This is a genomic window from Sorangium sp. So ce406 (assembly GCF_051474675.1).
Taxonomy (GTDB): Bacteria; Myxococcota_A; Polyangia; order Polyangiales; family Polyangiaceae; genus Sorangium; species Sorangium cellulosum_G.
The window spans coordinates 7,036,135-7,062,006 of the sequence record NZ_CP150340.1 but is presented as its reverse complement, the minus strand read 5'-3'; the positions used below and the strand labels follow the sequence as shown (position 1 = coordinate 7,062,006).

The following is a 25,872-nucleotide window of genomic DNA, read 5'->3' as shown; positions in this document are numbered from 1 at the left end:
GCCGCGTCAGGCGAGGCGGGCGCCGGGCCGTGGTGCGGCATGTGTGCGCTCACATCCGTTATAAAGGACTCGTGCAGACGAAGAGCAGGTCGTCAGCACGGCGATCGTGCGCTCGCTGGAGCGCCGATCGGCTTGAAACACCCAGGAATGAAGAGATTTGAACCACAGAGGCACAGAGGGCACAGAGGAACAACAAAAAACTCTGTGCCCTCTGTGCCTCTGTGGTTCGTCTTCTCGGGCGTCCAACCTCAGGGCCTGGCGGCCGCCTCGCGCGCCGCCTCGACGTGGCGCAGGCAGGCCTCCCGGCTGGCCCTGGCGGCGGCCTCGGGCACGCGCAGGAGCTCCATCCGCCGCTCGACGGGCATGCAGTAGGTGGTCGCCGCCCACAGCTTCGGGTCGTCGACGCCGCGGAGCTCCTCGAGATCGGTCCACACCCGCACCGCCTTGTCGTCGGCCGCGGTGACGATGCGGTGGCCATCGGGGCTGAACGCCACCGCGTTGACCGGCGAATCCGAGGCGCGGAGGACCAGCGGCTCGCCCGTGCCGTCGGCGTTCCACACCCGCACCGTCTTGTCCTGCGATCCGGTGGCGATGCGCTTGCCGTCGGGGCTGAACGCCACGCCCAGCACCCAGTGCTCGTGACCGCGAAAGACGAAGGGCTCGCCCGTGCCGTCGGCGTTCCACACCCGCGCGGTCCGGTCCCAGGACGCGGTGACGATGCGGCGGCCATCGGGGCTGAACGCCACCGCGTTGATCGCGCCGTCGTGACCACGAAAGACGGTCGGCTTGCCCGCGCCGTCGGCGCGCCACATGCGGGCGGTGCTGTCCGATGACCCGGAGAGGATGCGCTTGCCGTCGGGGCTGAACGCCACGGAGTAGACCCGATCCTCGTGACCGCGGAGGACCAGGGGCGCGCCGGTGCCGTCGGCGTTCCACACCCGCACTGTCCTGTCCCACGACGCGACCGCGATGCGCTGGCCATCAGGGCTGAACACCGCAGAGTAGACCTGATCCTCGCTGCCGCGGAGGACCAGGGGCTCGCCGGTGCCGTCGGCGTTCCACACGCGGACGGTCTTGTCGGCCGACCCGCTGGCGATGCGCTTGCCATCGGGGCTGAAGGCGACCGAGTTGACCTCGTCCTCGTGACCGCGAAGGACGATGGGCTCGCCGGTGCCGTCGGCGTTCCACACGCGCACGGTCCGGTCCAGCGACGCCGAGGCGACGCGCCGGCCGTCGGGGCTGAACGCCACCCCGTAGATGCGATCGTTGTGACCGCGAAGCACGATGGGCTCGCCCGCGTCGTCGGCGTTCCACACCCGCGCGGCCCTGTCGTGCGACGCGGTGACGACGTGGTGGCCGTCAGGGCTGAACGCCACGGAATAGACCTGATCGTCGTGACCGCGGAGGACGACGGGCTCACCCGAGCCGTCGGCGTTCCACAGCCGCACCGTCTCGTCCTGCGACCCGGTGGCGATGCGCTCGTTGTCGGGGCTGAACGCGGCGGAGAAGACCCGATCGTCGTGGCCGCGGAGGACCAGGGGCTCGCCGGTGCCGTCGGCGTTCCACACCCGGACGGTCCTGTCCCAGGACGCGGTGACGATGCGCTGGCCATCGGGGCTGAACGCCGCGGAATAGACGCGATCGTCGTGGCCGCGGAGGACCAGGGGCTCGCCGGTGCCGTCGGCGTTCCACACCCGCGCGGTCCGGTCCCAGGACGCGGTGACGATGCGCTTGCCGTCGGGGCTGAACGCCGCATCGTAGATCTGATCCGTGTGACCGCGGAGGACGATGGGCTCGCCGGCGCCGTCGGCGCTCCACACGCGCGCGGTCCTGTCGGCCGACGCGGTGACGATGCGCTGGCCATCGGGGCTGAACGCCGCCGCGTAGACCCAGTCCTCGTGACCGCGGAGGACGAGGGGCTCGCCGGCGCCGTCGGCGCTCCACACGCGCGCGGTCCTGTCCCAGGACGCGGTGACGACGCGCTGGCCGTCGGGGCTGAACGCCGCCGACTGGACCCGATCCTCGTGACCGCGAAGGACGAGCGGCTCACCGATGCCGTCGGCGCTCCACACGCGCGCGGTCTTGTCCCACGACGCGGTGACGATGCGCCTGCCGTCAGGGCTGTAGTCCGCGTCCATCACGCCGTCCGGGTGGACGAGCACCGCGCGCGAGATCCTGCTGTACAGCGCCCACCGCGCGAGGACGGCCCACCCGCGCGGCACGTCGCTCGGCTCGACCTCGCGCAGGATCGCGAGCACGCTCGTGGGGTCGGCCTGCAGCTCGCGCGCCGCCGCCACGCGGGTGGCGTTGCGCGCGCGCAGGGCCTCGGTTTGCGCCCGCCCCGCCTCCCGATCGGCGCGCGTGGCCTGCTGGTCGGCGCGGACCGCCAGGTACGAGACCGTGACCGCGATCGCGGCGAGCGCGGCGATCACCCCGGTGGTGAGCCGGCGGCGCAGGCGGCGCGCCCGCTCGCAGTGGTCCACGACGGCCAGGAGGTAGTCCTCCTCGCGGCTGCCGAGCCCGGCGCGCCACTCGGCGCCCTGCTCCTCGCGGCGGCGCCTGTACCAGGTGCGGGCGTCCTCCGCGGCGCGGTCGCGCCAGAGCAGCCCCTCGGCGCGGCCGCTCGCCTCCCACTGCTGGGCCGCGGCGCGCAGCCGGGCCAGGAGCTCCGCGTCCTGCTCGCTCTCGGCGAGCCACTGGCCGAGCTTCGTCCACCGGCTGATCAGCGACTCGTGGACGAGCTCCACGGTCGCGCCCTCGCGCTCGTCGCCCGTCTCGATGAGCAGCAGCCGCGCGCCGGCGAGGTGCTGGACCACCAGCGCGATCGCCTGCGAGGCCTCGCCCTGGCCGTCCCGCGCGAGGTCGCGGAGCTCCTCCATGCGCACGACCGCGCGCGTGCGCTCGGGCGTCACCAGGCGCAGGAGCACGGCCCTGGCCAGCCGCTGCTCGCCGAGCGGCAGCGCGGAGAGCACCGCGTCCGCGTGGGCGGACAGGGCGCCGGCCACGCCGCCGAGCTGCTCGTAGCTGTCCCGCGTCAGCACCCGGCGCTCGCGATCCCGCGCCTCCCACAGCTTCGCGGCCGTGAACTGCAGGAGCGGCAGCGGGCTCCGCGTGCCCTCGAGCGTGTCCAGCATGTGATCGATCATCGCCTCGGTCTCGAACCTGTGGCCGGCCGCCTCGATCGGCCTCGTCAGCGCCTCGCGCAGGCCGTCGCGCCCCATCGGCGGCAGGAACGTGAGCCCGCGGGTCACCTCCGTCACGAAGTGGTGGTCGTCGGCGATGCGATCGAGGAAGTCCGAGCGGATGGCGAGCACGGCGCGCAGGGTCGACGAGGCGTCGTCGGCGGCGCCTTGCAGGCAGGCGACGAACGCCGCCCGGTCCTCCGGCGCGGCGCCGAGCGTGTAGAGCTCCTCGAACTGGTCGACGAAGAGCAGGATGCGGTGCCGCTTCCCCTCGCGGCGGCAGCGCGCCCGCAGCCGGGCGCCCAGGTAGCCCGGCTGGGCGCGCAGCGTGGCGACGAGCTCGTCGTGATCGCGGATCTCGGGCGAGCCCGTCGCGCCGGCGGGCTCCGCCTCGGCGACCTGCACCAGCACGTCGACGATCGCGGAGAGCGGGCGGGGCCCGGGGCGCAGGATGAACGCCTCCCAGCGGTTGCCCGAGCGCTTGAGCGCCGGGATCACGCCCGCGCGCACGAACGACGACTTGCCCGCCCCCGAGGGCCCGGCGACGGCCACGAGCTGCTGGTTGCGCAGCCGCGTCACCAGCGCGGCGGCCTCGCGATCGCGGCCGAAGAATCGCGGGGCGTCCGCCTCCTGGAACGCGGAGAGCCCGGCGAAGGGGCTCTCGTCCTCGCCCAGATCGAGCGCCTTGCGGCCGGGCAGGAGCGCCTCGAGCGCGGCGAGCAGCTCCCGGGCCGAGCCGATGCGCTCGGCGTTGCGCTTCTTCAGGCAGCGGTCGATGAGGGCGTCGAGCGCGCCCACGTCCGCGCGCCGCTCGCTGGCGGAGGGCATGGGGACGTCGAGGTTCATGATCTCGACGAGCCGGCCTGCCGAGAACGGGTCCAGCGGGTGCGCCCCCGTGACGAGCTCGTGGAGCACGATGCCCACGGCCCAGAGATCGGTGCGCGCGTCGATGTCCCAGCCCCGGAGCTGCTCGGGCGACATGTACCGGGGCGTGCCGAGGATCGCGCTCTGCCCGCTCTGGTAGGCGCCCCCGGCGAGCGCCATCCGCACGCCCGTGAACATCGAGACAACGTCGGCCTCGACCTGCTTGGCGATGCCGAAGTCGAGCACCTTGATGCACCCGGCGTCGTCGAGGAGGATGTTCTCCGGCTTGAGATCGCGGTGCACGATCCCGAGATCGTGCGCGCAGATCAGCGCGCGGACGACGGGGATCATGAGCTCGACGGCGAGGCTGGGCGCGACCGGGCCGGGCGGGGTGTGCACGGGCGGCAGGCCGGGCGCGCTGGGGTGCTCGCGCTGGGCCATCCATTCGCGCAGCGTGCGGCCCTTGACGTACTCGAGCACGAGGTAGGGGTGCCCGTGGATCTGGTCCACCTCGTGGATGACCACGATGTTCTCGTGCCTGCAGCGCGCCGTGGCCCGGGCCTCGGCCAGGAAGCGCCCGATCCCTTGCCCGCTGTGCTCGCGCAGGAGCTTGATGGCGACGAGGCGGCCGAGCCTCGTGTCGCGGGCCAGGAACACGATGCCCATGCCCCCCTGGCCCAGCTTGCGGATGATCTCGTACTGCTTGATGGTGTCGCCGACGTCCGGGGGCGTGTAGACCGCGACGGGCTCCGCCGGCGTCGTCGGCGCCTCCTCCGGGGCGGGCGGGGGCGCTCGCATCTCCGGCGCCCCTCGTATCTGCGGCGTCTCCACGTCCTCGGGGCGCGCGCCCTCCAGGGACGGCTCCGGCTGCGGCCGCGCCGGAGCCCCGGCGCTCCGGATCTCGCCCCGCTGGGCGCCGATCCCCGCGCTCACGTCGGCGTCGAGTCCGGCGTTGATCCCCGCGCTCCTCTCGGCGCCCCTCTCCAGGGCGCTCGGCGCGCCGAGCTCGATGAGGTCTGCCCGGCGGATCCCGCCCGGCTCGCTGGCGTCGAGCTCGCGCAGCAGGTCGTCGGCCGTCGCGATCCGCGCGTCGACGTCCTCGATGGTCGCCTGCCGCAAGATCGCGCCGAGCGGGTGCCCGAGGAGCGCGCGGGGGATCCGGACCACCGGCCCGCGGCTCTCCCGCTGGAGGGGCGCGCCGTCGAGCGGGCTCTCCCGGCCCGCGCGCCTGCCCGTGAGGCACTCGAGGTACACGAGCCCCCAGGCGTACAGATCCGAGCGCGCCGTCGGCGGGAGCCCTCGGAGCTGCTCCGGCGCCGCGTAGAGCAGGCCCAGGGCCTCGGTGCCCGAGGCGGCCGCGCCGGCGCTGCCGCCGCGCGCGCCCGAGGCGAGGCCGAGGTCGAGCACCCGCGCGTCGCGGCGCGCCTCCGAGGGCACGACGATCACGTGGCTCGGCCGGAGCGCCCCGTGGACGATGCCCTGCCGGTGCGCGCAGGCGAGCGCGTCGAGGACCTGCCGCATGAGGTGCCGCGCCTCCTGCGGGGCGAGCGCGCCTTGCTGCGAGAGCACCTCGGCCAGGCTCTGCCCTGGCACGAGCTCGGAGACGGCGTAGAGCGCTCCCTCGTCCGTCTGCCCCCAGTCGACGAGCCGCGCGATGTTGGGATGATGGAGCCGCGCGCAACAGCGCATCTCCTCCTGGAAGCGGAGAAAGCGGGCGCGGCCGGCCCCGGCCGGGTCCGCGGGATCTCCGTCCCGAGCGAGGCGGAAGATCTTGAGGACGATCGGCCGCCCGGTGGCGATGTGCCGCCCCGCGTAGACGACGCCGAGGCTGCTCTCTCGGAGCAGAGAGAGGAGCTCGTAGCGGCTCTGGAATACCATCCCTGGAGCGAGAGTCTCCCGGTTCATCGCAGCCCCTCCCGTCGCGGCCGCCTCCCCGCGGGCGCTCCGGGCGAAAGGCCCAATCGAGAGCATCGCGACGACGGCGGCTGTCGAGCTCGTCCAGCGCCCGTGCCTGGACAGCTCGACCCCATGGCCGGTCGGATGCTCCGGCCGCCGATCTCGCTGCCCCTCACTTCATAAAGTGGCCCCTGCTCATCGTCCTGCGGAGGCGAGCCGCCAGCGCACGTCGGCGGCCGCCCGGATCTTCGCGGCGGGGCGGCCCCGCATCGGCGTGCGCCCGGGCGAGGCTGTGTCGCGCACGGACGCCGGATCGCGATCCTTGCGTACCTGAGCAAACGATCGTCGCGCGCTGCGGCACACCCGCCCTCGTCAGCCCGGATCCGGCGCGGGATCCAGCGTGAAGGGCGCCGCGGCGCCAGCGCGGGAGCGTGGCACCGCCGATGCTTCGGGCGAGCGCGAACGCGAACGCAAACGCAAACGCAAACGCAAACGCAAACCCGAACGACCATCCATTCTCCAGGGGATTCCGGACATGCCCGCCTTGAACGCTCAGCTCGCTGGAACGCTCGACGAACGACGGCCTTCTCGCGCCCCCGAGCACGACGGAGGGGACGGTCTCCGGGACGAATTCCTCACGCTCGCGTCGCACGAGCTCTTGACGCCGCTGACCTCGCTCCGGCTGCAGGTGCAGAGGATGCAAAGAATGCAAAGAATGCAGACGACGCAGGCGACGCAAAGAACGCAGACGACGCAGCCGATGCAGGAGATGGAGAGGACGAGCGAGCCGCATGCGGAGGAGTCGCCGGCGTGGGGCGCCTCTCTGGATATCGTCGGCCGGCAGGTCAACCGGCTCACCCGGCTCTGCGATGACATGCTCCAGGCGATCAGGCTCCGGTCGGGCCAGCTCGCGCCCGAGCGCCGGAGCGTCGATCTCGGGGCGCTCGTCTGGGAGGTGGTCGCCGGGCTCGCGGTGGAGATCTGCGCCCCGTCCTCCGCCATCCTTGTCGACGCGCCGGAGGGCGTTGTCGGCCGCTGGGATCGCGAGCAGATCGGCCGCCTCGTGTTCCACCTCGTCAAGAACGCCGTCGTCTTCGGCGAGGGCCGGCAGATCGTCCTCCAGGTGAAGGCCTGCCCCGGCGGAGCGCGGCTCGTCGTCCGCGATCACGGCAAGGGCATCGCGGAGGAGGATCAGGAGCGCATCTTCGCGTGCTTCGAGCGCATCGGCGACGTGGAGCACTACGGCGGACTCGGGCTCGGCCTCTATCTCGCGCGCGAGATCGCGCGCGCGCACGGCGGCTCCCTCGGCGTGGAGAGCTCGCCGGGCTGCGGCGCGACGTTCACCGTCGAGCTCCCGCTCGATCCGGAGCATGCCAGTCAGGCGAGCCCGGCGCGCGCCGCCTGATGCGGCCTGAGATGCGGCCTGATGCGACCGATGCGACCTGACGCGAGCGAGTCGGCCAGCCCGTCCTTCATGGCTTCTGCGGCGCCCTCCCGGACGTGCCTTGGAGCGTGGCCTCCCGTGTGGCACGATCCTCCCGGGGGAGGGAACATGGATTTGCCTCGTGACGGCAACACCGACACGACCATCGCGCTCCAGGGCGACAGCTGCATCGACGCGATCTGGCGGCCTCAGCCGGCAGGGGGCCAGGTCACACTCCTGATCTACCACCGCGAGGGCGTGGAGCGCGTGCTGCTGAGCCCCGGAGTCCCTGTCGTGGTCGGCCGCGCGCCCCCCTCGCAGGTGCGCATCCAGGACAGCAGCCTGTCGCGCGAGCACGCCCGCTTCACGCTGTCGAACGGGCTGCTCACGGTCGAAGACCTGCAGTCCACCAACGGCACCTGGGTGAGCGGATCGCGGGTCGCCCGCGCGGAGGTGAGGCCGGGAGACGACGTCATGCTGGGCAACCTGCTCGTCTCCGTCCGCGCGTGCTCGTCGGAGGAGGGCGTTCAGACCGTCCTCCTGAGCCACGAGCGGTTCCGCGTCGTCCTCGAGGACGAGGTGGTGCGCGCCCGGCATTTCGGCCGCACCTTCGCCGTCGTGATGGTCCGCGCCGAGCGGACCGCCGGGGCGCACGTGAGCCGGTTCTACCCCCGCGTCAGGGCGCTGCTCCGGCCGGTGGACCGGATCGGGCTCTACAGCCCGGACACGCTCGCGATCTTGCTGCCCGAGGCGCGCCCCGAGGCCGCGCTGGCGCTCGCCCGCGCGCTCACGGCGCCCTCCGCGACGGGAGAGCCCGCCTTGCTCGCCGGCATCGCCTCCTTCCCCGACGCGGCGACGTCGGCGGAGAAGCTGCTCGAGCTCTGCTTCCGGGCGACGCGCGGCCTGACGTGCGATCAGCCGGTGCAGGTGGCGCAGGCCGGGGCCTGCCAGTGCAGCGGCGCTGCCGGCAGCGGCGAGCCGGGGGACGAGTACGTCGCCGAGAGCCCCGCGATGCGCCGCATCTTCGAGGTCGTGGCGCGGATCTCTCGATCGCCCGTCCCGGTCCTCCTGCTGGGCGAGACGGGGACGGGGAAGGAGGTCGTCGCGCGGGCGATCCACAAGCAGGGCCCGCGCAGCGCGCGAAAGATGGTGACCGTCAACTGCGGGGCCATCCCCGAGCAGCTCGTCGAGAGCACGCTCTTCGGGCATGAGCGCGGCGCGTTCACCGGCGCGAGCCAGCAGCAGCGGGGCGTGTTCGAGGAGGCCGACGGAGGGACGGTGTTCCTCGACGAGGTCGGCGAGCTGCCGCCCGCGGCGCAGGCGGCGCTCCTGCGCGCGCTGGAGACGCGGCGGGTGACGCGGGTGGGGTCGGTCCGGGAGATCGAGGTCGACGTGCGCGTGATCGCGGCGACCCACCGCGATCTCGAGGGGATGTGCGCGAGCGGCGGCTTTCGCCTCGATCTGCTCTACCGGCTGAACACGATCACGCTGACGCTCCCGCCGCTCCGGGCGCGCCCCGAGGAGGTCGAGGCGTTCGCGCTCCGGTTCCTGCGTCAGGCGAACGACGCGAACGCCACGGCGATCCGCGGCATCGCGCCCGGGGCGCTCGCGCTGCTCAAGAGCTACACGTGGCCCGGGAACGCGCGGGAGCTGCGCAACGCGATCGAGCGCGCCGTCGTCATCGCCGAGGGCGAGTGGATCTCCGAGCACGACCTGCCCGAGCGCGTGCGCGCGGCGCAGATCGCCCCGGCGCCGCCCGCAGACGAGCCCGCGCGCGAGGGCGAGGAGGTTGGCGCCGAGATGTCCGAGGGCGCGGACGGCCTCAAGGCGCGCCTCCTGCGCCACGAGGCCGAGGTCATCGTCGCGGCGCTGCGCAAGGCGGGCTGGAACCAGACGGAGGCGGCGCGGGCGCTGGGGATCCCGCTGCGGACCCTGGTGCACAAGCTGAAGGCGCTCGGGATCAAGAAGCTCGGGTATGCGCCCGCGGGGGAGAGCCCGCACTGATCAACGCATTGGGGGAACGGTCGACCCTTTCTCGTTGCGATGGTGTCTGACGGAAATCTCCGACCCCCCTCCAGCGCATCCCCGCCCGCTCCCCCGAGGACCAGCGGCCGCTCACCTGCGAGGAGATCCACGGGCTCAATCCTGCCAGGGCTCTGCCTCGCGAGCGGAGATCAGCTTCAACGCAAAGGCGCCAAGGCGCAAAGACGCAAAAATGCATGAATTTGAGCTTTCTTGCGCCTTCGCGCCTTGGCGCCTTTGCGTTGAAACCGATCTCCCATGACGCAGACGATGGCGGATGGCAATTCTCGTGTGGGACCGGCCGCCCGCCGCGTCCCGGGCCCGCGTTGACGGCGCCGCGGCGGCTCGCTAGACCGCCTGCCGATGGCCGACACGCCCGAGACCCCGTTCGACCTGCTGGGCGGCGAGCCCGCCGTCCGCCGGCTGGTGGAGCGCTTCTACGACCTCATGGCCCGCGACGAGCCCGCGCTCGCGCGGCTCCACGTCTGCGACGAGGCCGGCCAGGTGTGCCGGGAGAGCCGCGATCGGTTCGCGCTCTTCCTGATCGGCTGGCTCGGCGGCCCGCAGCACTACATCGCCGCGCACGGCCACCCGCGGCTGCGGATGCGCCACATGCGCGTCCCGGTCGACGTGGCCATGCGCGACGCCTGGATGCGCTGCATGCGCGCGGCGATGACGGAGCTCGGCGTGCCGGCGCCGCTGTACGGCTTCCTCGACCAGCGCTTCGGCGAGGTGGCGGACTTCATGCGCAATCGGCCCGGCTGAGCCCCCGTCGAGCAACGCCTACCCCCGCCGTCGACGCGCCCGCGGGGCAGCTCGCGCTCGATCGGGTCCTCGGACGCGTCCACCTCGGCATTCAACTTTGCAAGGTCGAGGTGCTCGCCGGCGCCACCTGGAAGAGCCTCTGTGAGAAAGGCCATCCAGGACCTCTCCCGCGTCGAGACGCCATCACAAGGGCATCTCGATGCGCGGTTGGCGGAGTGCCTGCATCACCATAAATTCCTGGGTACGCTTGACAGAGCGCACGCTGACGACATAATCGACGCGCCGTCAACGCTGGCGAACATACGTCGCCTGTTGATGTCTGTTTTTGTGAATTTCTTCCGATAGTTCCACGCGATCGAGCGGGAATTCACGACAGGGCGATGTGACGTTGCTTGCGGCGTCGTGCTCGCGCAACTCATTCTTGTTTGTCCAGAAGGATCTTTGCGCATGAGATTGAAGCATCTTCCATTCTCCTCGACGGCGATCGCGTCGCTTCTGTTGATCGGCGCGTCGGGCTCGGCTCAAGCGGCTGTTTATCCTGCGAGCTCGTCCAGCGGCGGGCCCGGCGTGAGCGGGTGCACGGGCAGCGCGAACTGCACGAATGAAAGCTGGGGCGTCGACCTCAACGACAATACCGGCTTTTCCTGGAGCGTGGCCGGCGGCGCGGGCGGCGGCGCGGACCTCTATGTGAAGGTCGCCGTGCTGTCGCAGACCAGAGCGATGAGCCTCTGGTTGAACGGCAGCCAGATCTCCGTCATCACCACCACCGCCACAGAGAGCCCGCGCCCGACAGGGAAAGAGTTCGGCCCGTTCCCGGTGACGCTGCTGGCCGGTACCAACACGGTGGAGCTGCGGGATACGCAGGGAACTACGGAGTTCGATGTGCATAGCCTGCGCGTCGAACCGACGAGCGCCGGCGACGATGAGTTCGAGATCGGGCTCTGGCGACTGATGTCCCGCGCCGACCGGGGCACGTTGACCCGCGACGACTTCACCGGGCAGCTGGTCGGCGCCGATTACTCGGGCGCCGACCATCAGCACTGGCGCCTTGTCGGCGTCGGTACGAACAAGTATCGGTTTGTGCACGAGGACACCGGCCAGTGCCTGGTCGCGTCGAGCAGCACGGCGGTGCTCGGCAGCTGCAGCGGCACCGCGGCGGAGTGGACCGTGGACACCCTGCGCGCCCGCGCGGTGGACCGCCCCGCCGTGTATCGCTTGCGCTCGAACGTGAACAACTGCGCTGTCCCGAACGGCAGCGCGCAGCCCACCCTGGGGACCTGCAACGACAGCGCACGCTGGTACCTGGAGCCTGTCGGCTTCGGTGAGCGATTCGCGAGCGTGGAGTTCGATTATCATGGGCTTCTCCTCGTCAAGCCCAACACCAACGTCCCTGGCGTCACCCAGGGCTCGCTGCCGAGCAGCGTCGTCAACGCGGTGCAGGTCGCCTTCGAAGATCGGGTGGCTTACTGGCTGGATCTGATCACCGACGGCCGGGTCGCATGGCACGGCTCCAGCGTCGTATCCAGCGATCCCATCACGTCGCTGACGATCGCGGGGGGTAATCACTTGCCGGCGGCCATCAACCTTCAGGCAGACGTGCAGAGCTTCGTGCCTCGAGGCGATTACGACACCGTGCAGGTGTTCTTCACGCCCGGTAACAGCGTGACGGGGGGCTGGGGGTGGGGCCCGGGGAGCACCTACACCTCGAACTACACCATGTGGACGACGGTGAACGGGAAGAACACGGTCGACTCGCAATGGCTGTCCACCGTCAACAGCGAGCCCATGGAAGTGTTCATCCATGAACCCATGCACGGCCTCGATGGGTTCTACGAGGAGCAGGGGATCCCGCTTCCCGACAGTCCCGACGGGCCGCTGCATGGATCCGAATGGAATCGCTACAAAAAATCCGGCACTCCCGGCCGTTCGTACTTGCACTGGTACCGCGACTACTGGCTCGGGACCGTCATCGCCTCCGATGACACCTACCGCGGCTACGGTCCACGCGCGTTCGCCAAGATCACGCCGAGAGACTACGCGTTGAGCTCCGCGGTGGAGGAGTACAAGATCGTGCAGCACACCAGCGGCAAATGCTTCGCCCCGGAAGGCGGTGCCCTGAACCCGGCCGACAACACGCCGCTGGTGCTGTCGAGCAGCTGCAGCACGCTTGCCTCTTCGTTCAGGGTTCTGGACAGCGGCTTGCTCAAGCATGTTCCGAGCGGCCGGTGTGTTCACCCGGATCAAGGCACCGCCTACAACAACGTTGGCCTGATCCTCAACGGATACTGCGGTCCCGAGGCACGCCTCTCCTTCGACGTGACGTCCGGTGGGAGCCTGCAGAACGCCGAGACCGGCCGCTGCGTTCACCCGCAAGGCGGATCGGCGACCCCCGCCGAAGGAACCGACCTGATCTTCTACGACGGTTGTGATGAAGCGCGCCTGCGCTTCGACTTCGTGTTGCAGTGAAATAGCCGCGGGCGCCCGCTCCGGCGGCCAGCCGTCGCTGCTGGTACGAGGCTTGCTCCGAAGCGCGTCATGAAGAAGCAGCAGAAGAAGCAGCCGACACAAGCGACGAGCCCGCAGGAGCAGGCGGATCCGGCCGAGAAGGAAACGAGGGAGTCGTCGAAGGAGGGCGACGTCGCCGGAGGCGGCGCCAGGGGTGCCGCCATCGGGGGCCTCCTGGGCGGCGCCGGCGGCGCGGCGATCGGCGGCGCGGCCGGCCTGATCGGCGGCGCGCTCGGCGAGGACGAGGGGTCCGGCTGGTGACCGGCGTCAGCCGCCCGCGTCGGTCGCGGGCGGCGAGCCGTGCGCCATTTCGCCCCACCCCGGGCCGTCGATGAGGCGCGCCACCACCATGCAGCTCACGTTGTCGCCGACGGCGTTGACCAGCGTGGCGGGCGGGTCCACGAGGGCGCCGACGGTGGAGATGATCGGCAGCGCCTCCATCGGGAAGCCGAACAGCGACACGATCACCAGCTCTCCGATGAAGCCCCCGCCGGGGATCCCGCTCATCACGGTGCCGCTCAGGATCGCCACCCCCAGCACGGCCAGGTAGGTCTCCGCCCCGCCGAGCTCGCGGCCGAAGAGCCCGAACAGGAGCGCCGTCTTGAGCACCGCCGACAGGCACGAGCCCTCCATGTGGATCGTCGCGCCGATCGGGACGATCACCTCGGCGATGTCGTCGGGCACCCCGGCGCGCCGCGCCGCCTCGAGGTTCGACGGGATCGCCGCCATGCTGCTCGACGTCGCGAGCGCGGTGAGCGCCGGCGCCGGGATGTTCCTCCAGAACGCCCTCACCCCGCGTCCCCGGCCGGCGAGCCACGCGTACAGCGTGAAGGCGACGAAGAAGTACGCGATCGCGATGGGGTAGAAGAGCCCGAGCGCGCGCACGTACGACGTCAGCAGCGCCGGGCCGAAGCTCCCGACCAGGTGGGCGAAGTAGGCGCCGAGGCCGATCGGCGCATAGAGCATCACGAGGTCGACCACCTTGAGCATCACCTCGTTGGCCGAGGCGAGCAGCCGCGCGAACGGCTGGCCGCGCTCGCCGGCCGCCGTGGTCCCGAGGCCGACGAGGAACGCCATGACGATGAGCGGCAGCACGTTCTTGCGCGAGAGCAGCTCGCCGAAGTCGGGGACGCTGAGCGCGCCGACGAGCTGGTCGCCCAGGCTGACCGGCGCGACCTCCGGCGCGCCGGGCAGCGTGGCCGCGAGCCCCTCCGCGGGCGGATAGAGCTTCACCGCGACGAGCATCAGCGACGACGCGACGAGGCCCGTCGCGACGAAGACGCCCAGCATCGCGGTCACGATGCGCCCGAGGCGCCGCAGGCTGCCCATGCCCGCCACGGCCGACGAGATGGAGAAGAAGATCAGCGGCACAACGAGGGTGAACAGCAGGTTGAGGAAGAGATCGCCGAGCGGCTTGATCACCGCCGCGCGCTCGCCCAGCGCGAGGCCGAGCCCCGCGCCGGCGGCGATCGACGCGAGCAGGATCAACGTGAAGCGGTACGTCGTGAGCAGGGTCCGGAGCGTCCTCGCCATCGCGCCGGCAGCATGCCGCGACAGGCCCGCGGCTGTCGCTGCCCGACGCGAGCCCCGCGGCGCGGCGAGGGCCGAGATCACCCCGACGCCGTGCGCGACGACACTCCGGTCGAGCCGAGCCGCCCCGCCGGCCGCGTCACTCGGGCCGCAGGGCGGAGAGCGTGGCGCGCGTGAAGATCTCCGCGATGAGCCCGATCGCGCGCTCGTCGAGGTCGAAGGCGTGGTGGTGGTGCGGCGCCGCGGTCGGCCCGCCCGCGCCCACCGTGAAGAGGCAGCCCGGGACGCGGTCGGTGAACTCCGAGAAATCCTCGCTGACCGTCAGCGGGCCCGGATCCATGACGTCGGCGCGCCCCGTCGCGCGGGCGGCGGCCGTGATCAGATCCACGGGCGCGGCGGCGTTCGCCGTCACGGGCGAGGCCGACACCACCTTGAACTCGCACCCGGCGCGCAGGGCGGAGCACACGCCCGAGGCGATCGCCTGGACGCGCTCGAGCGCGTGCTCGCGGCTCTCGCGCGAGAACCAGCGCACGGCGCCCTGGAGCGTCACGCGCTCCACGACGACGTTGGCCGCGTTGCCGCCGGAGATGGCCGAGATGCTCACGACGAGCGGCTCGCCCGGCTTCACCTCGCGCGCGACGATCGACTGGAGCGCGGTGACGACCTGCGCGGCGGCGTAGATGGGGTCGACCGACATGTGCGGCAGCCCGCCGTGCCCCGCCTTGCCGACGACCGCGATCTCGAAGGCGTCGTACCCCGCGAAGAACGGCCCGGTCCGCGTCGCCACCACGCCGAAGGGGAGGGGCGATATCACGTGCGCGCCGAGCGCCTGGTCGACGCCGTCGAGCGCGCCTGCCTCGATCATCCCCAGCGCGCCGCCGGAGAGCTCCTCCGCGGGCTGGAAGACGAAGCGGACCCTGCCGGCGAGGCGGCCCCTGCGCGCCGACAGCAGCGTGGCCGCGCCGAGGAGCGCGCTCACGTGGGCGTCGTGGCCGCACGCGTGCATCACCCCCCGCGTCTCGGACGGGAAATCATGGCCCGACTGCTCCACGACGGGGAGCGCATCCATGTCGGCGCGCAGCAGCACGGTGCGGCCGGGGCGCTCGCCCTCGAGATCGGCGATGACGCCTGTCCCTGCCACGCCCGTGCGCACCGAGAGGCCAAGCGCGCGCAGGCGCTCCGCGACGAGCTGCGACGTGCGCAGCTCCTCGTAGCCGAGCTCGGGGTGGCGGTGCAGGTCGCGCCGCACGGCGACGAGATCGCGGTCGAGGAGCTGCACGTCTCTGCTGAGATCATCGGCCATGCGGCGATGCTAGCACCCGGCGTCGCGCCCCGGCGCGTGAAGGCCGGAGCCGCTCTGGACTCGACATGTCCGGGCGAAGATCGATGTTCGCGGGGTCGGGTCGATCGACCGCCGGTGGTCGTGAAGCAGGATGTTCGATCCGGTGCAAGAGAGCCGATGGGGGAAGCATGAGAGTCGATTCTGCGTCGAGGCGGCCCCGCCGCCCCCGGCGGCGATCTCGCGCCGGTGACGATTTCCTGAATCCTCCGCCCCCCGCCGGGGCTTCTCCGCGTGAATGATGCGTCAACGATGGAGGACCCCATGACCCCCGACGACACCGTCCTCACGGCGGCGGCGCGCGGCGACGACGGCGCGCTCGAGCTGCTCGTCCGCGCCTACCACGACCGCGTCTACCGCTTCGGCCTGCGCGCGTGCCGCGACGCCTTCGACGCGGACGACGCCGTCCAGGAGGCCTTCACGAAGCTCGCGCGCCGCCCGGAGGTGGCGCGCGACCCGGGCGTCCTCTCGTGGCTCATGACGGTGGTGCGGAACGCGTGCCTGCGCATGCTGCGCCCGTTCGCGCGGGAGCGCGCGCGCCTCGGGGCGCGGCTCGACGACGCCGACGCGGCGCCCTCGGCCGAGCTCGACCCGCACGCGGCGCTCGAGCGCTGGCGGCTCGTGCGCGCCGTCCACGAGGCGATCGCCGCGCTGGAGCGGCCCTACCGGGAGGTGCTCGTGCTGCGCGACGTCGAGGGGATGACGGGCGAGGAGGTGTGCCAGGCGCTCGGGCTCGGCGAGGCGGCCATGAAGAGCCGGCTCCACCGGGCGCGGCAGCTCGTGCGCGGGGAGATCCTCCGGCGCGAGGGCGCGGCCCTGGCGCGATCAGCGCGGCGGGCGCCGTCTGCGCGGGAAGGGGGCTGAGCGCCATGTTCGCGAGCAAGAGCCGCCTCGAGCACGTCGCCCGCGGGATCGTCGGCCTCGTGGCCCTCGTTGCCGCGGCGCTCCTCGCGCCGGCGCACCCCTGGGCGGCGCTCGCGCTGCTGCCCGTCGCGCTCGTGGCGCTGCGCGGCTGCCCCATGTGCTGGACGCTGGGGCTGATCCAGACCGTCAGGGCAAGGGCGGCCCGGGCGCGCGGGGAGGAGCCCCCCGAGGGGTCGTGTCGGTCGTGCGAGCCCGGCTGCGCCGCGCCGGCCGCCCGGTCGCGTTGACAGCCCGGGGAGCCCGCACTAGTAGCCGACATGGCATTCATCTACGATGAGCCGAGCAGGACGTTTGGCGAGTACCTGCTCGTCCCGAACCTGACGACCAAGGACTGCGTCCCTGCGAACGTCGACCTCACCGCCCCCGTGGTCCGCTTCAAGGCGGATCCGGGCGTGAGCCCGCCGGACCCGAAGCAGGCGCCGCTCACGATCAGCGTCCCCGTCACCAGCGCGATGATGCAGTCGGTGTCGGGCGCCGACCTCGCGATCGCGCTCGCGCGCTGCGGCGGCCTGTCGTTCGTGTACGGCTCGCAGGGCATCGAAGAGGAAGCCGCCATGGTGCGGCGCGTGAAGAACTACAAGGCCGGGTTCGTCGTGAGCGACTCGAACCTGCGCCCCGACGCGACCCTGGGCGACGTGCTCGAGCTGACCGATCGCACGGGCCACTCCACGATCGCGATCACCGAGGACGGCACGCCCACGGGCCGGTTCGTCGGCATCATCACGAGCCGCGACTACCGGATCGGCAAGACGCCGCTCAGCACGCCGGTGCGCGAGATCATGACGCCGTTCAAGTCGATCCACTGCGGCAAGGTCGGCCTGGACCTCCAGGAGGCCAACGAGCTCATCTGGCGTTACAAGCTCAACACCCTGCCGGTGATCGACGAGCGGCAGCACCTGCAATACCTGGTCTTCCGCAAGGACTACGAGTCGCACCAGGCGCACCCGCTCGAGAACGTGGATCGCGAGAAGCGGCTGATCGTCGGGGCGGGCATCAACTCGCGCGATCACCGCGAGCGCGTGCCGGCGCTGATGGAGGCGGGCGCCGACGTGCTCTGCATCGACTCGTCGGACGGCTACTCGGAGTGGCAGCGCGAGACCATCGCGTTCGTGAAGTCGAACTACAAGCACGGCTACATCGGCGCCGGCAACGTGGTCGATCGCGAGGGGTTCCTCTACCTGGTCGAGTCAGGCGCCGACTTCGTGAAGGTCGGCATCGGCGGCGGCTCGATCTGCATCACGCGCGAGCAGAAGGGCATCGGCCGCGGCCAGGCGTCGGCGGTGATCGAGGTGGCCAAGGCGCGCGACGAGTACTTCCAGAAGACCGGCATCTACGTGCCGATCTGCTCCGACGGCGGTATCAGCCAGGACTACCACATCACGATCGCGCTCGCGATGGGCGCCGACTTCGTGATGATGGGCCGTTACTTCGCGCGCTTCGACGAGTCGCCCGGGCGCAAGGTCCGCGTGAACAACCAGTTCATGAAGGAGTACTGGGGCGAGGGGAGCAACCGCGCGCGCAACTGGCAGCGCTACGACCACGGCGACTCCAGCAAGAAGAAGGATCAGCTCGAGTTCGAGGAGGGGGTCGACAGCTACGTGCCGTACGCCGGCAAGCTGAAGGACACCCTCGACGTCACGCTCGCCAAGGTGCGCTCGACGATGTGCAACTGCGGCGCCCTCTCGCTGCGCGACCTGTACATGCGCGCGCGCCTGACGGTCGCCTCCGCGGTCAGCATCCACGAGGGCGGCGTCCACGACGTGATGCTGAAGGACACGCGCAGCAGCCCGCGCGAGGCCTGATCGCCGGGGCGCGCCGCCGGGGGCGCGCGAGGCGCTGGTCCCGGCGGCGCGCCCGGCGTATGGACACGGCCATCATGCATCGGGTGTTCATCGACGGGCAGGAAGGGACCACGGGGCTCCAGATCTGCGAGCGGCTGCAAGGCCGCCGCGACCTCCAGGTGCTCGAGATCGACCCGGAGCGCCGCAAGGACCCGGCGGCCCGCCGCGCGCTCATCAACGAGGCGGATGTCCTCATCACGTGCCTTCCCGACGACGCCGCGCGGGAGTCCATCGGGATGATCGAGAACCCGAGGACGCGCGTCGTCGATCCGAGCACCGCGCACCGTACGGCCGACGGATGGGCGTACGGCTTCCCGGAGCTGCGCCCCGGGCAGCGCGAGGCGATCCGCGGCTCGCGGCGCGTCGCCGTGCCCGGGTGCCACGCGACCGGGTTCCTCGCGCTCGTGGTGCCGCTCGTCGCGCAGGGCCTCCTGCCGAGGGACGCCCGCGTGGTCGCGCACTCGCTCACCGGCTACAGCGGCGCCGGCCGCAAGATGATCCAGGCCTACGAGCAGGCCGACGAGGCCCGCCGCCGGCAGATGAGCGGCCCGCGCCCGTACGCGCTCACCCTCCAGCACAAGCACCTGCCGGAGATGCGCGCCCTCGCCGGGCTCGACAGGGCGCCGTTCTTCGAGCCGGTCATCGGCGACTTCTACAAGGGCATGCTCGTCTCGGTGCCCCTGTTCGCCGACGCGCTGAGCCGCCCGGCGACCCCTGCGGCGGTGCACGAGCTCTACGCGTCGTATTACGCCGGCGAGCGGTTCATCCGGGTGATGCCGCTCGGCGGCGACGGGGCCCTCGACGGGGGCTACCTGAGCGCGATCGAGTGCAACGACACGAACCGCCTCGACGTGTTCGTGTTCGGCAACGCGGACCAGATCCTTGTCGTGGCGCGCCTCGACAACCTGGGCAAGGGCGCCTCCGGCGCGGCGGTGCAGAACATGAACCTGATGCTGGGCGCACCGGAGAACACCGGCCTGGACTGACCGGCGCGCGCGCCCTGACCGCAGGCGCCGCCCCGACGGGAGGCGCCGCGGCGCTCACCTCCTCGCGCGCTCCAGCTCGGCCTCTGCGGCCAGGAACACGGGGGATCGCAGGAGCGCGCCCATCAGCCGCAGCGTTTCGCGGGCGTGAGCCGCGGAGACGTCCACCTCGTCCGGATCCGGCGCGGCCAGATCGTACAGCTCGGGGGCGCCCCACTCGAGCGGCAAGACGAGCTTGTAGCCCCCATCGAGGATGCCCACGCGCGCGATCTGCTGCTCCGAGACCGCCGCCGCGAGCAAGGGCAGCCGGCGCGGGGGAGGCTCGGGATCGAGGAAGCCGAGCAGATCCTCGCCGTGGTAGCCGTTCATGGGCGGATCGGGGGTGAGCAGGCGGGCCATCGTCGGCGCCACGTCGATGAGCGAGACGACCTCCTCGACGGCCATGGGCGGGACGCCGGGGACGCGCAGGACGAGCGGCACCCGCAGGAGCGACTCCCACAGGAACGTCGAGTGCGGCCAGAACCCGCGGTAGCCGAGCGCCTCGCCGTGATCCGACACGAAGAGCACGACGGTGCGGTCGGCGAGATCGAGCTCCTCCAGGCCGCGGAGCAGCCGCCCGAAGTGCTCGTCCAGGCTCCGCGCGACCACCCGGTAGCGCCAGTTCCAGCGGCCCTCGTCGGGCACGTGGTAGCGCTCGGCGGCGCCGTCGACGTACGCGCCGTCGAGCTCGTGCCAGTTGTGGACATCGAAGTTGAAGACCCACGCGAAGAACCGCTGCGAGCCGCGCTGGGCAAGCCAGGACAGGACCTGGTCCACCATCGGCCCCGCCGTCGGCCGATCGGCGCCGTAGCCCCAGACGCCCCCGCGGGCGTGGTCGGGCACGCGATACGTCTCGTCGAACGCGAACGCCGGCAGGAGCAGCGAGATGAAGTCCGCCGCCGAGGCGGGGATGAACAGGCTGCTGGGGACCTCCACGCGCCTGGCCACGTCCAGCAGGCTGCCCGGGCTGCGCGCCAGGCCGTCGTAGCTGCCGCCGAGCAGCCCGGGCAACGCGCGCAGCGTGTCGGAGCCCGTCGAGTACGCGCGCTCGAACCGCACCGCCTGGCGCGACAGCGCGGCGGCGTTCGGCATCACCTCCGCGTCGTAGGCGACGTCGCTGCGGAGGCTGTCCACGTAGTAGATGAGGACGTTGAAGTCGGCCGCGAGCGCGCGCCCCCCCGCGCCGGCGGCGCCCGCGCCAGGCCGAGCGGGCCAGGCCGCGTCCCAGCGGGGGTCGCGCGTCGGCTGGTCGACGTCGTACCGCTCGCGCAGCTCGTCCAGGCGGCTGGCGTGCATCTCGGCGCGGTCCTCGCCGCGCAGGAGGGCCTGCGCCAGCTCGAGGCGGCGCAGCATCCGCCCGACGTAGACGGGGTCCCGGCCCGTGTGCGCCAGCGCCTCGACATGCCAGCCTCGCAGCCAGGGCGACGACGCGAGGGAGAGCGCCCACACCGCGGCGGCCACGGCGGCCGCCCGGATCACGGCCCGCGCCCGCGCGCGCCGCGCGAGGCGCGTGAGCCCGGAGAAGCAGGCGCACCCGAGCAGCGCCGCCCCGCAGAGCTCCAGGGCCGTGTGCAGGCGCCTGTAGATGGCCACGAGCACGGTGAGGTCCACGATCACGAGCGCCGCCCCGAGGATCGCGAGCGCCGCCGCCGTCGCCGTCGCCGCCGCGGTGCCGCCCGCGCGCCCTGGGTCCGCCGCGCGCAGGGAGCGGCCGTGGACGAGCGCGACCGTGGACGCGGCCAGGCCGACGGCGGCCAGCGTGAGGTAGGGGCCGAGGGCGCCCAGCGCGCCGGCGTGCGCGACGCGCCCGGAGAACGCCCAGAAGGCGGTGCTCGAGAGCGCCGCGACAGCGAGCGACCCGTGGGCCGCCGCCCGCGCGACCTCGGCGGCCCGCGGCGCCCGGCGCTCGAGCGGCGTCGCGAGCAGGCGCACGAGGGTGGCGAGCGCCCACGCGGCCAGCCCGGCGCCCGCGCCCACGGCGACGTAGAGGCCCACGGCGGCCCTGAGGTGCCCGGCCAGGGCGACGCCGGCCGCGCCGTGGCGCACGGCGGTGTCGGCCGCCACGGCGCCGAGCCCGACCGCGACGCCCGACGACACGCACCGGGCGAGCGCGTCGCCCGATCGCCTGCACCTCGCGGGGAGACGGGCGAGCCGCGGGGCCCGGTGCCGAGCGGCGTGGAGTGATGTCCGAGGCACGCCGCCGCGAGGGTAGAAAACGGCGCCGGCTTCATCAAGCGGCGTCGCCTCCCGGGCCGCGCGCTCTCTCCCAGCTTTCCACGGTGCCGTGCATCACCCGCCGGTCGCGCGCGCGCCGCGCCGCGCTGTGCGGCGTGCCCCCTGGCCGCCGCGCGTCGAGGTCAGCGCGCGACCCAGTAAGCCTGCGTCCAGGCGCGGGACCCGTCCGGCGCCGTCACGCGCGCGCGCACGTACTGCTCGGGGCCGCGGAGCCGGTAGCTCGCGCGGTGGGCCGCGCCCGACATCTCGGCCTCGGCCGTCGCCGGCGCGGCCTCGAGCAGCGCGCCCCACCGATCGATGAACTCGACCATCACGTCGGGAGGATCGACCCAGAGCGTCATCGTGTCCGACGTGACGGCGAGGCGCGTGAGCCTGGGCCCCGACGAGGCGTAGAGCCGACCCGCGCTCAGGGCAGCGCAGACCGCCTCCTGCGACGCCTCCTCGGCGAACACCTCGACCCACCCGGTGCCCGGGGGCACCTGAGGCACGTGCTTGTTCGCGCCGGTGAGCGAGTGCATGTCATCGACGGCGACCGCGGCGATGGGCTGGCCCGACGACAGCGCCTGCTCCCACTTCTCTTCCGCGGAAGCGTGGGTGGCGTCGCCGTCGCTCCGCACGTGCGGATGACCGCTGAAGATCTCGACGAGCTGCGCGCCCTCGGCGTACGCGATGTCCTCGGCCTCGAGGGCCCAGTGGAAGTTCGGGTGGTTCACGAGCGCCACGCCCCCCTGCGCCAGGATCTCCGACGTCGCCCAGGCGATCGCGGCCCGCGCGGTGCGGAAGGTCCCGCCGCCGATCCGCCGCTTCGTGCAGAGCGCGTTGACGTGCACCGGCTGCCCGGCGGCGGCCATCGTCACCTCCTCGCCGGGGATGACCAGGAGATCCTGCACCTGCGAGGCAGGAGGGCGCGTCACGTCGAGGTAGTTGTTGTGATCCGTCAGCGCGAGGAACTGGTAGCCGTGGTCTCGATACCAGGCGAACACGAGCTGCGCCGGGCTGTCACCGTCGGAACGGGCGGAGTGCGCGTGGAGGTTGCCGCGCTGGAACACGCTGACGTCCAGCCGCTGGACGAAGCTCGGCGACCGCGCCGGCAGGGGATCCCGCGAGATGTCGGGCGCTTTTGCCGGAGCGGCGTCCTGGCTCGTCCCCGCGCGCCAGAGGAGCACCGCCGCGAGCGCGGCCGCGACCGTCGCCGCCGCGGCCCATCGCGCGCGTCGCCGGGCCGTCGCGGGTTTCACCCCCGGGTCGGCCATCCTCGGCGTCGGGTCGGAGCCGCGCGACATTGGGACTCGGTATAGCACGGGGCGGTGACTTCCTCGAATGGCCGTCACCGCAGCCGCCACCGCCTGGCTGGCGCTGAAGCGCTGACGGAGCGCTCCTGGCGTAGGGCGCAGCGCGCAGCGCGCGGGGCGCAGCGATTTCACCGCGTCTGCAGGCCTTGCGCGGGCGACGCCGGCGTCGCGTCCGTTCGGGGGCGCGTCCGGGGCGCGTCCGGGGTGCGGGAGCGCGCTGGTCGGCCTTTTGCATGCCTCCTGGAGCGGGCGCAAGGGAGCGGAGCTCGCAGCGACGGCAGGCATGCTCATGCGCGCCGAGGGCGCAAGGAGTCTGTTCGATGAAGCTCAAGAAGAATCGCACCGTCGAGGATTACATGAGCACCGCGGTCATCTCGCTGAAGGAGGCGGACACGATCAGCGCCGCCAATCTCGAGATGAAGCTCGCGGAGATCCGGCATATCCCCGTCGTCGACGCGAAGGGGCGCGTCGTCGGGATCGTCTCCGATCGCGACATGCTCCGCCACGCGAGCAGCCTCGACGGCGAGCCTATCCCCATCGCGTCGATCATGACCCGGCGCGTCCGCACCGTGCGACCGGCGACCCCGGCCGCCGACGCAGCCCAGCTGCTGCTCGATCACAAGATCGGCTGTCTGCCCGTGGTCGGCGACGAGGAGCAGCTCGTCGGGATCATCACCGAGACCGATTTCCTCAGCATCGCCCAGCAGGCGCTCCGAGGCGTCGACGTGACCCAAGGCGCCGTGGAACGCTGAGTCGCGTCCCCGGAGGGGGCGCGCTGCGATCCGCGGGAGCAGCTCCGCCTGCAGGGGCGTCCTCGCCGTCGCTCCGCGATCGCGCTCGCGCGCTCCCCGGGCGAGACTGGCCACGTGAGCATCGAGAACATCGACGATCTGCGCGTGCTGGTGGAGACGGCCCGCCGCGGGACGCTGACGGCGGCGGCGCGGGCCCTGGGCGTCACGCCGGCCGCGGCCAGCGCCATGCTCAAGCGGCTGGAGGCGCGGCTGGGCGAGCGGCTGTTCGAGCGGTCCACGCGCGCGCTGCGCCTGACGCCGGAGGGCCAGATCCTCCTGGACTACGCCGCCCGCGCGCTCGAGCTCCTGCAAGAAGGCGAGGCGCAGCTCGCGTCGCAGCGCCGCTCGCTCGTGGGCACGGTGCGCGTGGCGGCCCCGTCGGATCTCGCGCGCAGCGTGCTCCTGCCCTGGCTCGACGAGTTCGTTGCGGCCCATCCGGGCGTGCGCCTGGCCCTGTCCGTGACCGATCGCGTGCAGGACGTGATGCGCGACGTCGTGGACCTGGCCTTGCGTTACGGCGAGCTCAGCGATTCCCGGCTGGTGGCCCGGGCGCTCTCCACGACCCGCCGCGTGCTCTGCGCTTCCCCCGCGTACCTCGCGCGGCGCGCGCCGCCGCGCTCTCCCGAGGACCTGGCCCAGCACAACTGCCTGACCTTCCACGTCAACCACAAGCGGCACGTGGCCTGGCGCTTCGAGAAGGACGGCGCATGGACCGAGGTGCGCGTCGACGGCGACCGCGACACGGACGACGCCGCCATCGCCCACCAGTGGGCCCTCGACGGCGCCGGCCTGCTCTACAAATCCGAGCTGGATCTCGTGCACGACCTGCGCGAGGGCCGCCTGGTTCGCCTGCTGCACGGCTGGCAGGGGGAGCACTATCCGCTGAACGCCCTCCTGCCGAGCCATCGCTTCGTGCCGGCGCGGGTGCGCGCCCTCGTCGATTTCCTCGCGGCGAAGCTCCGCGAGCTCTCGCCTCAGAAGCCCGGCGCGCCCGGCGCCAGGGGCTTGAAGCGATAGACGAGGTAGGGCGCCTTGTTCCTGGCCACCCCGTCGGCCTGGAGCGCGCTGGTCAGGGACAGCTGCGCCGCGCCGGTGTACATCGTGCCATCGCTGTTGAAGGTGACGCCGTCCGGCCAGACCATGTCCGGGGCGCTGACGAGGCGCTCGTATCGGCGGGTGTCGGACGGGATGACGCCCACGGCGCGCTCGCCGACCTCGGTGAGGTACAGGTTGTCGTCCTCGTCGATGGACAGGCCGCCGTTGAACGGCTTGTCCGCGTAGGTCTCCACCTTCGCGCCGAGCTGCGCGGCGGTGAGCGACGTGTCCAGGAGGTCGCTCATCCGGATCCGGTACATCTCGTAAGCGTTGAGCGGGGCGAAGTAGAGCCACTCGCGCTTCTTGTCGAGGGCGATGCCGTCGACGCCCACGTACAGGTCGACGGCGCCGCTCGTGGGTTGACCCACGTCCCAGCGGATCGGCTCTTTCACGGGCATCACGCTGTGATGGCCTTGCAAGAGGCGCCGGCTCTCGCCGGTGGCGAGGTCCACCACCACGAGCGCCGCCTTGTCGCCGACGCCGCCCGAGCCTTCGCCGATGGCCTCATCGGCGATCACGATCACGCCGTGCTTCAGGTCCACGACGAAGTCGTTGTGCTGCGACTCGGTGAGCGTCGCTTCCGGCGAGATGGGTAGGACGCGCTCGAGCTCGTTCTTGTGGGTGTTCCACCCGACGAGCTTGGGCACGAGGCCAGCGGGGCGCCCCGCCGCCTTGTCCGTGGATCTGGCCGAGTCCAGCAGCCACAGGACGCCGTGCGGATCCGTGTGCAGGCCGAGCACCCAGTCCAGGCAGGCGTTGAAGTCGGATTTCCAGCTGCCGTCGGCGTTCTTGCAGCTTTGCCACTCCATGCTCGGGTACGGTGTCGTGGACTTCCGGTCCGGGTTGAGCAGCGCCACCTGCACCTCGGGATTGTAGAACGGGTGAAAGCCGATGATGACCCGGCCGTCGGGCATCTGGGTGATGCCGCCGACGCCGGTCGCGTCGAGCCGGGCATGGACCTCGAGCGTGGCCTGCGGCGACCGCGCCGGGCCTGTGCTGTCGCTGCAGGCCGCCGCGCCCGCGGTGAGGGCCGCGCCCGCGGCCAGGCTCGCGAGCTTGAGATTGAGATGGGCAAACCGATGCATTCTCGTCTCCTCGTCGTGGTGGTCCTCCATGCTTGAGGAGCGCGCCCTCACGGACAAGCGA

The 25,872-nt window shown here is 72.1% G+C and carries 17 protein-coding genes; 11 read left to right on the top strand and 6 right to left on the bottom strand.

Going from position 1 to position 25,872, the window contains the following annotated elements:
- Positions 1-248 precede the first annotated feature (248 nt).
- Positions 249-5,951: an nSTAND1 domain-containing NTPase gene (locus WME96_RS26035; RefSeq protein ID WP_437284297.1), complete on the bottom strand. Its 5,703-nt coding sequence runs from the start codon at positions 5,949-5,951 to the stop codon at positions 249-251.
- Positions 5,952-6,648: 697 nt separating this feature from the next.
- On the opposite strand from WME96_RS26035, the gene WME96_RS26030 reads away from it, so the two are divergent.
- From WME96_RS26030 to WME96_RS26010, 5 genes are all read left to right on the top strand, one after another.
- Positions 6,649-7,347: a sensor histidine kinase gene (locus WME96_RS26030; RefSeq protein ID WP_437284296.1), complete on the top strand. Its 699-nt coding sequence runs from the start codon at positions 6,649-6,651 to the stop codon at positions 7,345-7,347.
- 147 nt (positions 7,348-7,494) lie between these two features.
- Entirely contained in the window at positions 7,495-9,369 is a 1,875-nt protein-coding gene (locus WME96_RS26025) for a sigma 54-interacting transcriptional regulator (protein ID WP_437284295.1), read from the top strand.
- A 381-nt stretch (positions 9,370-9,750) separates the two neighbouring features.
- Positions 9,751-10,152, top strand: coding sequence for a group II truncated hemoglobin (locus tag WME96_RS26020; RefSeq protein WP_437284294.1), 402 nt, complete (start codon positions 9,751-9,753; stop codon positions 10,150-10,152).
- Between the two features lie 447 nt (positions 10,153-10,599).
- The gene (locus WME96_RS26015) at positions 10,600-12,618 is read left to right on the top strand and encodes a hypothetical protein (protein ID WP_437284293.1); all 2,019 of its coding nucleotides are present in this window, start codon (positions 10,600-10,602) and stop codon (positions 12,616-12,618) included.
- A gap of 69 nt (positions 12,619-12,687) precedes the next feature.
- The gene (locus WME96_RS26010; protein WP_437284292.1) at positions 12,688-12,918 is read left to right on the top strand and encodes a hypothetical protein; all 231 of its coding nucleotides are present in this window, start codon (positions 12,688-12,690) and stop codon (positions 12,916-12,918) included.
- 6 nt (positions 12,919-12,924) lie between these two features.
- Here the strand turns inward: WME96_RS26010 and WME96_RS26005 are convergent, their stop codons facing one another.
- Positions 12,925-14,190, bottom strand: coding sequence for a dicarboxylate/amino acid:cation symporter (locus WME96_RS26005; RefSeq protein WP_437284291.1), 1,266 nt, complete (start codon positions 14,188-14,190; stop codon positions 12,925-12,927).
- 136 nt (positions 14,191-14,326) lie between these two features.
- Positions 14,327-15,490 (bottom strand): M20 metallopeptidase family protein, encoded by a 1,164-nt coding sequence (locus tag WME96_RS26000; protein ID WP_437284290.1) that lies wholly within the window; start codon positions 15,488-15,490, stop codon positions 14,327-14,329.
- A 300-nt stretch (positions 15,491-15,790) separates the two neighbouring features.
- Here WME96_RS26000 and WME96_RS25995 point away from each other — a divergent pair, with 300 nt between their 5' ends.
- The 4 genes from WME96_RS25995 to argC all read left to right on the top strand — a co-directional run bounded on the left by WME96_RS25995 (position 15,791) and on the right by argC (position 19,277).
- Positions 15,791-16,390, top strand: coding sequence for an RNA polymerase sigma factor (locus tag WME96_RS25995; protein WP_437284289.1), 600 nt, complete (start codon positions 15,791-15,793; stop codon positions 16,388-16,390).
- A gap of 5 nt (positions 16,391-16,395) precedes the next feature.
- Positions 16,396-16,677 (top strand): hypothetical protein, encoded by a 282-nt coding sequence (locus tag WME96_RS25990; protein ID WP_437284288.1) that lies wholly within the window; start codon positions 16,396-16,398, stop codon positions 16,675-16,677.
- Positions 16,678-16,707: 30 nt separating this feature from the next.
- Positions 16,708-18,252, top strand: coding sequence for an IMP dehydrogenase (locus WME96_RS25985; RefSeq protein WP_437284287.1), 1,545 nt, complete (start codon positions 16,708-16,710; stop codon positions 18,250-18,252).
- A gap of 71 nt (positions 18,253-18,323) precedes the next feature.
- The gene (gene argC, locus WME96_RS25980; protein ID WP_437292353.1) at positions 18,324-19,277 is read left to right on the top strand and encodes an N-acetyl-gamma-glutamyl-phosphate reductase; all 954 of its coding nucleotides are present in this window, start codon (positions 18,324-18,326) and stop codon (positions 19,275-19,277) included.
- A gap of 54 nt (positions 19,278-19,331) precedes the next feature.
- Here the strand turns inward: argC and WME96_RS25975 are convergent, their stop codons facing one another.
- Together WME96_RS25975 and WME96_RS25970 are read right to left on the bottom strand one after the other, a co-directional pair.
- Positions 19,332-21,410, bottom strand: a complete 2,079-nt coding sequence (locus tag WME96_RS25975; RefSeq protein WP_437284286.1) for a sulfatase-like hydrolase/transferase — start codon at positions 21,408-21,410, stop codon at positions 19,332-19,334.
- 260 nt (positions 21,411-21,670) lie between these two features.
- Complete coding sequence (locus WME96_RS25970) at positions 21,671-22,831, bottom strand: CehA/McbA family metallohydrolase (RefSeq protein ID WP_437284285.1); 1,161 nt, start codon at positions 22,829-22,831, stop codon at positions 21,671-21,673.
- Between the two features lie 329 nt (positions 22,832-23,160).
- On the opposite strand from WME96_RS25970, the gene WME96_RS25965 reads away from it, so the two are divergent.
- Together WME96_RS25965 and WME96_RS25960 are read left to right on the top strand one after the other, a co-directional pair.
- Entirely contained in the window at positions 23,161-23,592 is a 432-nt protein-coding gene (locus WME96_RS25965) for a CBS domain-containing protein (RefSeq protein WP_437284284.1), read from the top strand.
- Positions 23,593-23,706: 114 nt separating this feature from the next.
- On the top strand, positions 23,707-24,648 hold the full coding sequence (locus tag WME96_RS25960; RefSeq protein WP_437284283.1) for a LysR family transcriptional regulator: 942 nt from the start codon (positions 23,707-23,709) through the stop codon (positions 24,646-24,648).
- Here the strand turns inward: WME96_RS25960 and WME96_RS25955 are convergent.
- A complete protein-coding gene (locus tag WME96_RS25955) occupies positions 24,606-25,811 on the bottom strand; it encodes an L-dopachrome tautomerase-related protein (protein WP_437284282.1) in 1,206 nt (401 codons plus the stop codon). The two genes, WME96_RS25960 and WME96_RS25955, sit on opposite strands and share 43 nt — an antisense overlap.
- Positions 25,812-25,872: the final 61 nt, after the last annotated feature.

Bases quoted from the DNA above. Each gene is read 5' to 3' on its own strand.
- WME96_RS25985 (WP_437284287.1), top strand. From the start codon at position 16,708: ATGGCATTCATCTACGATGAGCCGAGCAGGACGTTTGGCGAGTACCTG.
- WME96_RS26000 (WP_437284290.1), bottom strand. From the start codon at position 15,490: ATGGCCGATGATCTCAGCAGAGACGTGCAGCTCCTCGACCGCGATCTC.
- WME96_RS26020 (WP_437284294.1), top strand. From the start codon at position 9,751: ATGGCCGACACGCCCGAGACCCCGTTCGACCTGCTGGGCGGCGAGCCC.
- WME96_RS26030 (WP_437284296.1), top strand. From the start codon at position 6,649: ATGCAAAGAATGCAGACGACGCAGGCGACGCAAAGAACGCAGACGACG.
- WME96_RS26010 (WP_437284292.1), top strand. From the start codon at position 12,688: ATGAAGAAGCAGCAGAAGAAGCAGCCGACACAAGCGACGAGCCCGCAG.
- WME96_RS26025 (WP_437284295.1), top strand. From the start codon at position 7,495: ATGGATTTGCCTCGTGACGGCAACACCGACACGACCATCGCGCTCCAG.
- WME96_RS26005 (WP_437284291.1), bottom strand. From the start codon at position 14,190: ATGGCGAGGACGCTCCGGACCCTGCTCACGACGTACCGCTTCACGTTG.
- WME96_RS25965 (WP_437284284.1), top strand. From the start codon at position 23,161: ATGAAGCTCAAGAAGAATCGCACCGTCGAGGATTACATGAGCACCGCG.
- WME96_RS26035 (WP_437284297.1), bottom strand. From the start codon at position 5,951: ATGAACCGGGAGACTCTCGCTCCAGGGATGGTATTCCAGAGCCGCTAC.
- WME96_RS25955 (WP_437284282.1), bottom strand. From the start codon at position 25,811: ATGCATCGGTTTGCCCATCTCAATCTCAAGCTCGCGAGCCTGGCCGCG.
- WME96_RS25990 (WP_437284288.1), top strand. From the start codon at position 16,396: ATGTTCGCGAGCAAGAGCCGCCTCGAGCACGTCGCCCGCGGGATCGTC.
- WME96_RS25995 (WP_437284289.1), top strand. From the start codon at position 15,791: ATGACCCCCGACGACACCGTCCTCACGGCGGCGGCGCGCGGCGACGAC.
- WME96_RS26015 (WP_437284293.1), top strand. From the start codon at position 10,600: ATGAGATTGAAGCATCTTCCATTCTCCTCGACGGCGATCGCGTCGCTT.
- WME96_RS25970 (WP_437284285.1), bottom strand. From the start codon at position 22,831: ATGTCGCGCGGCTCCGACCCGACGCCGAGGATGGCCGACCCGGGGGTG.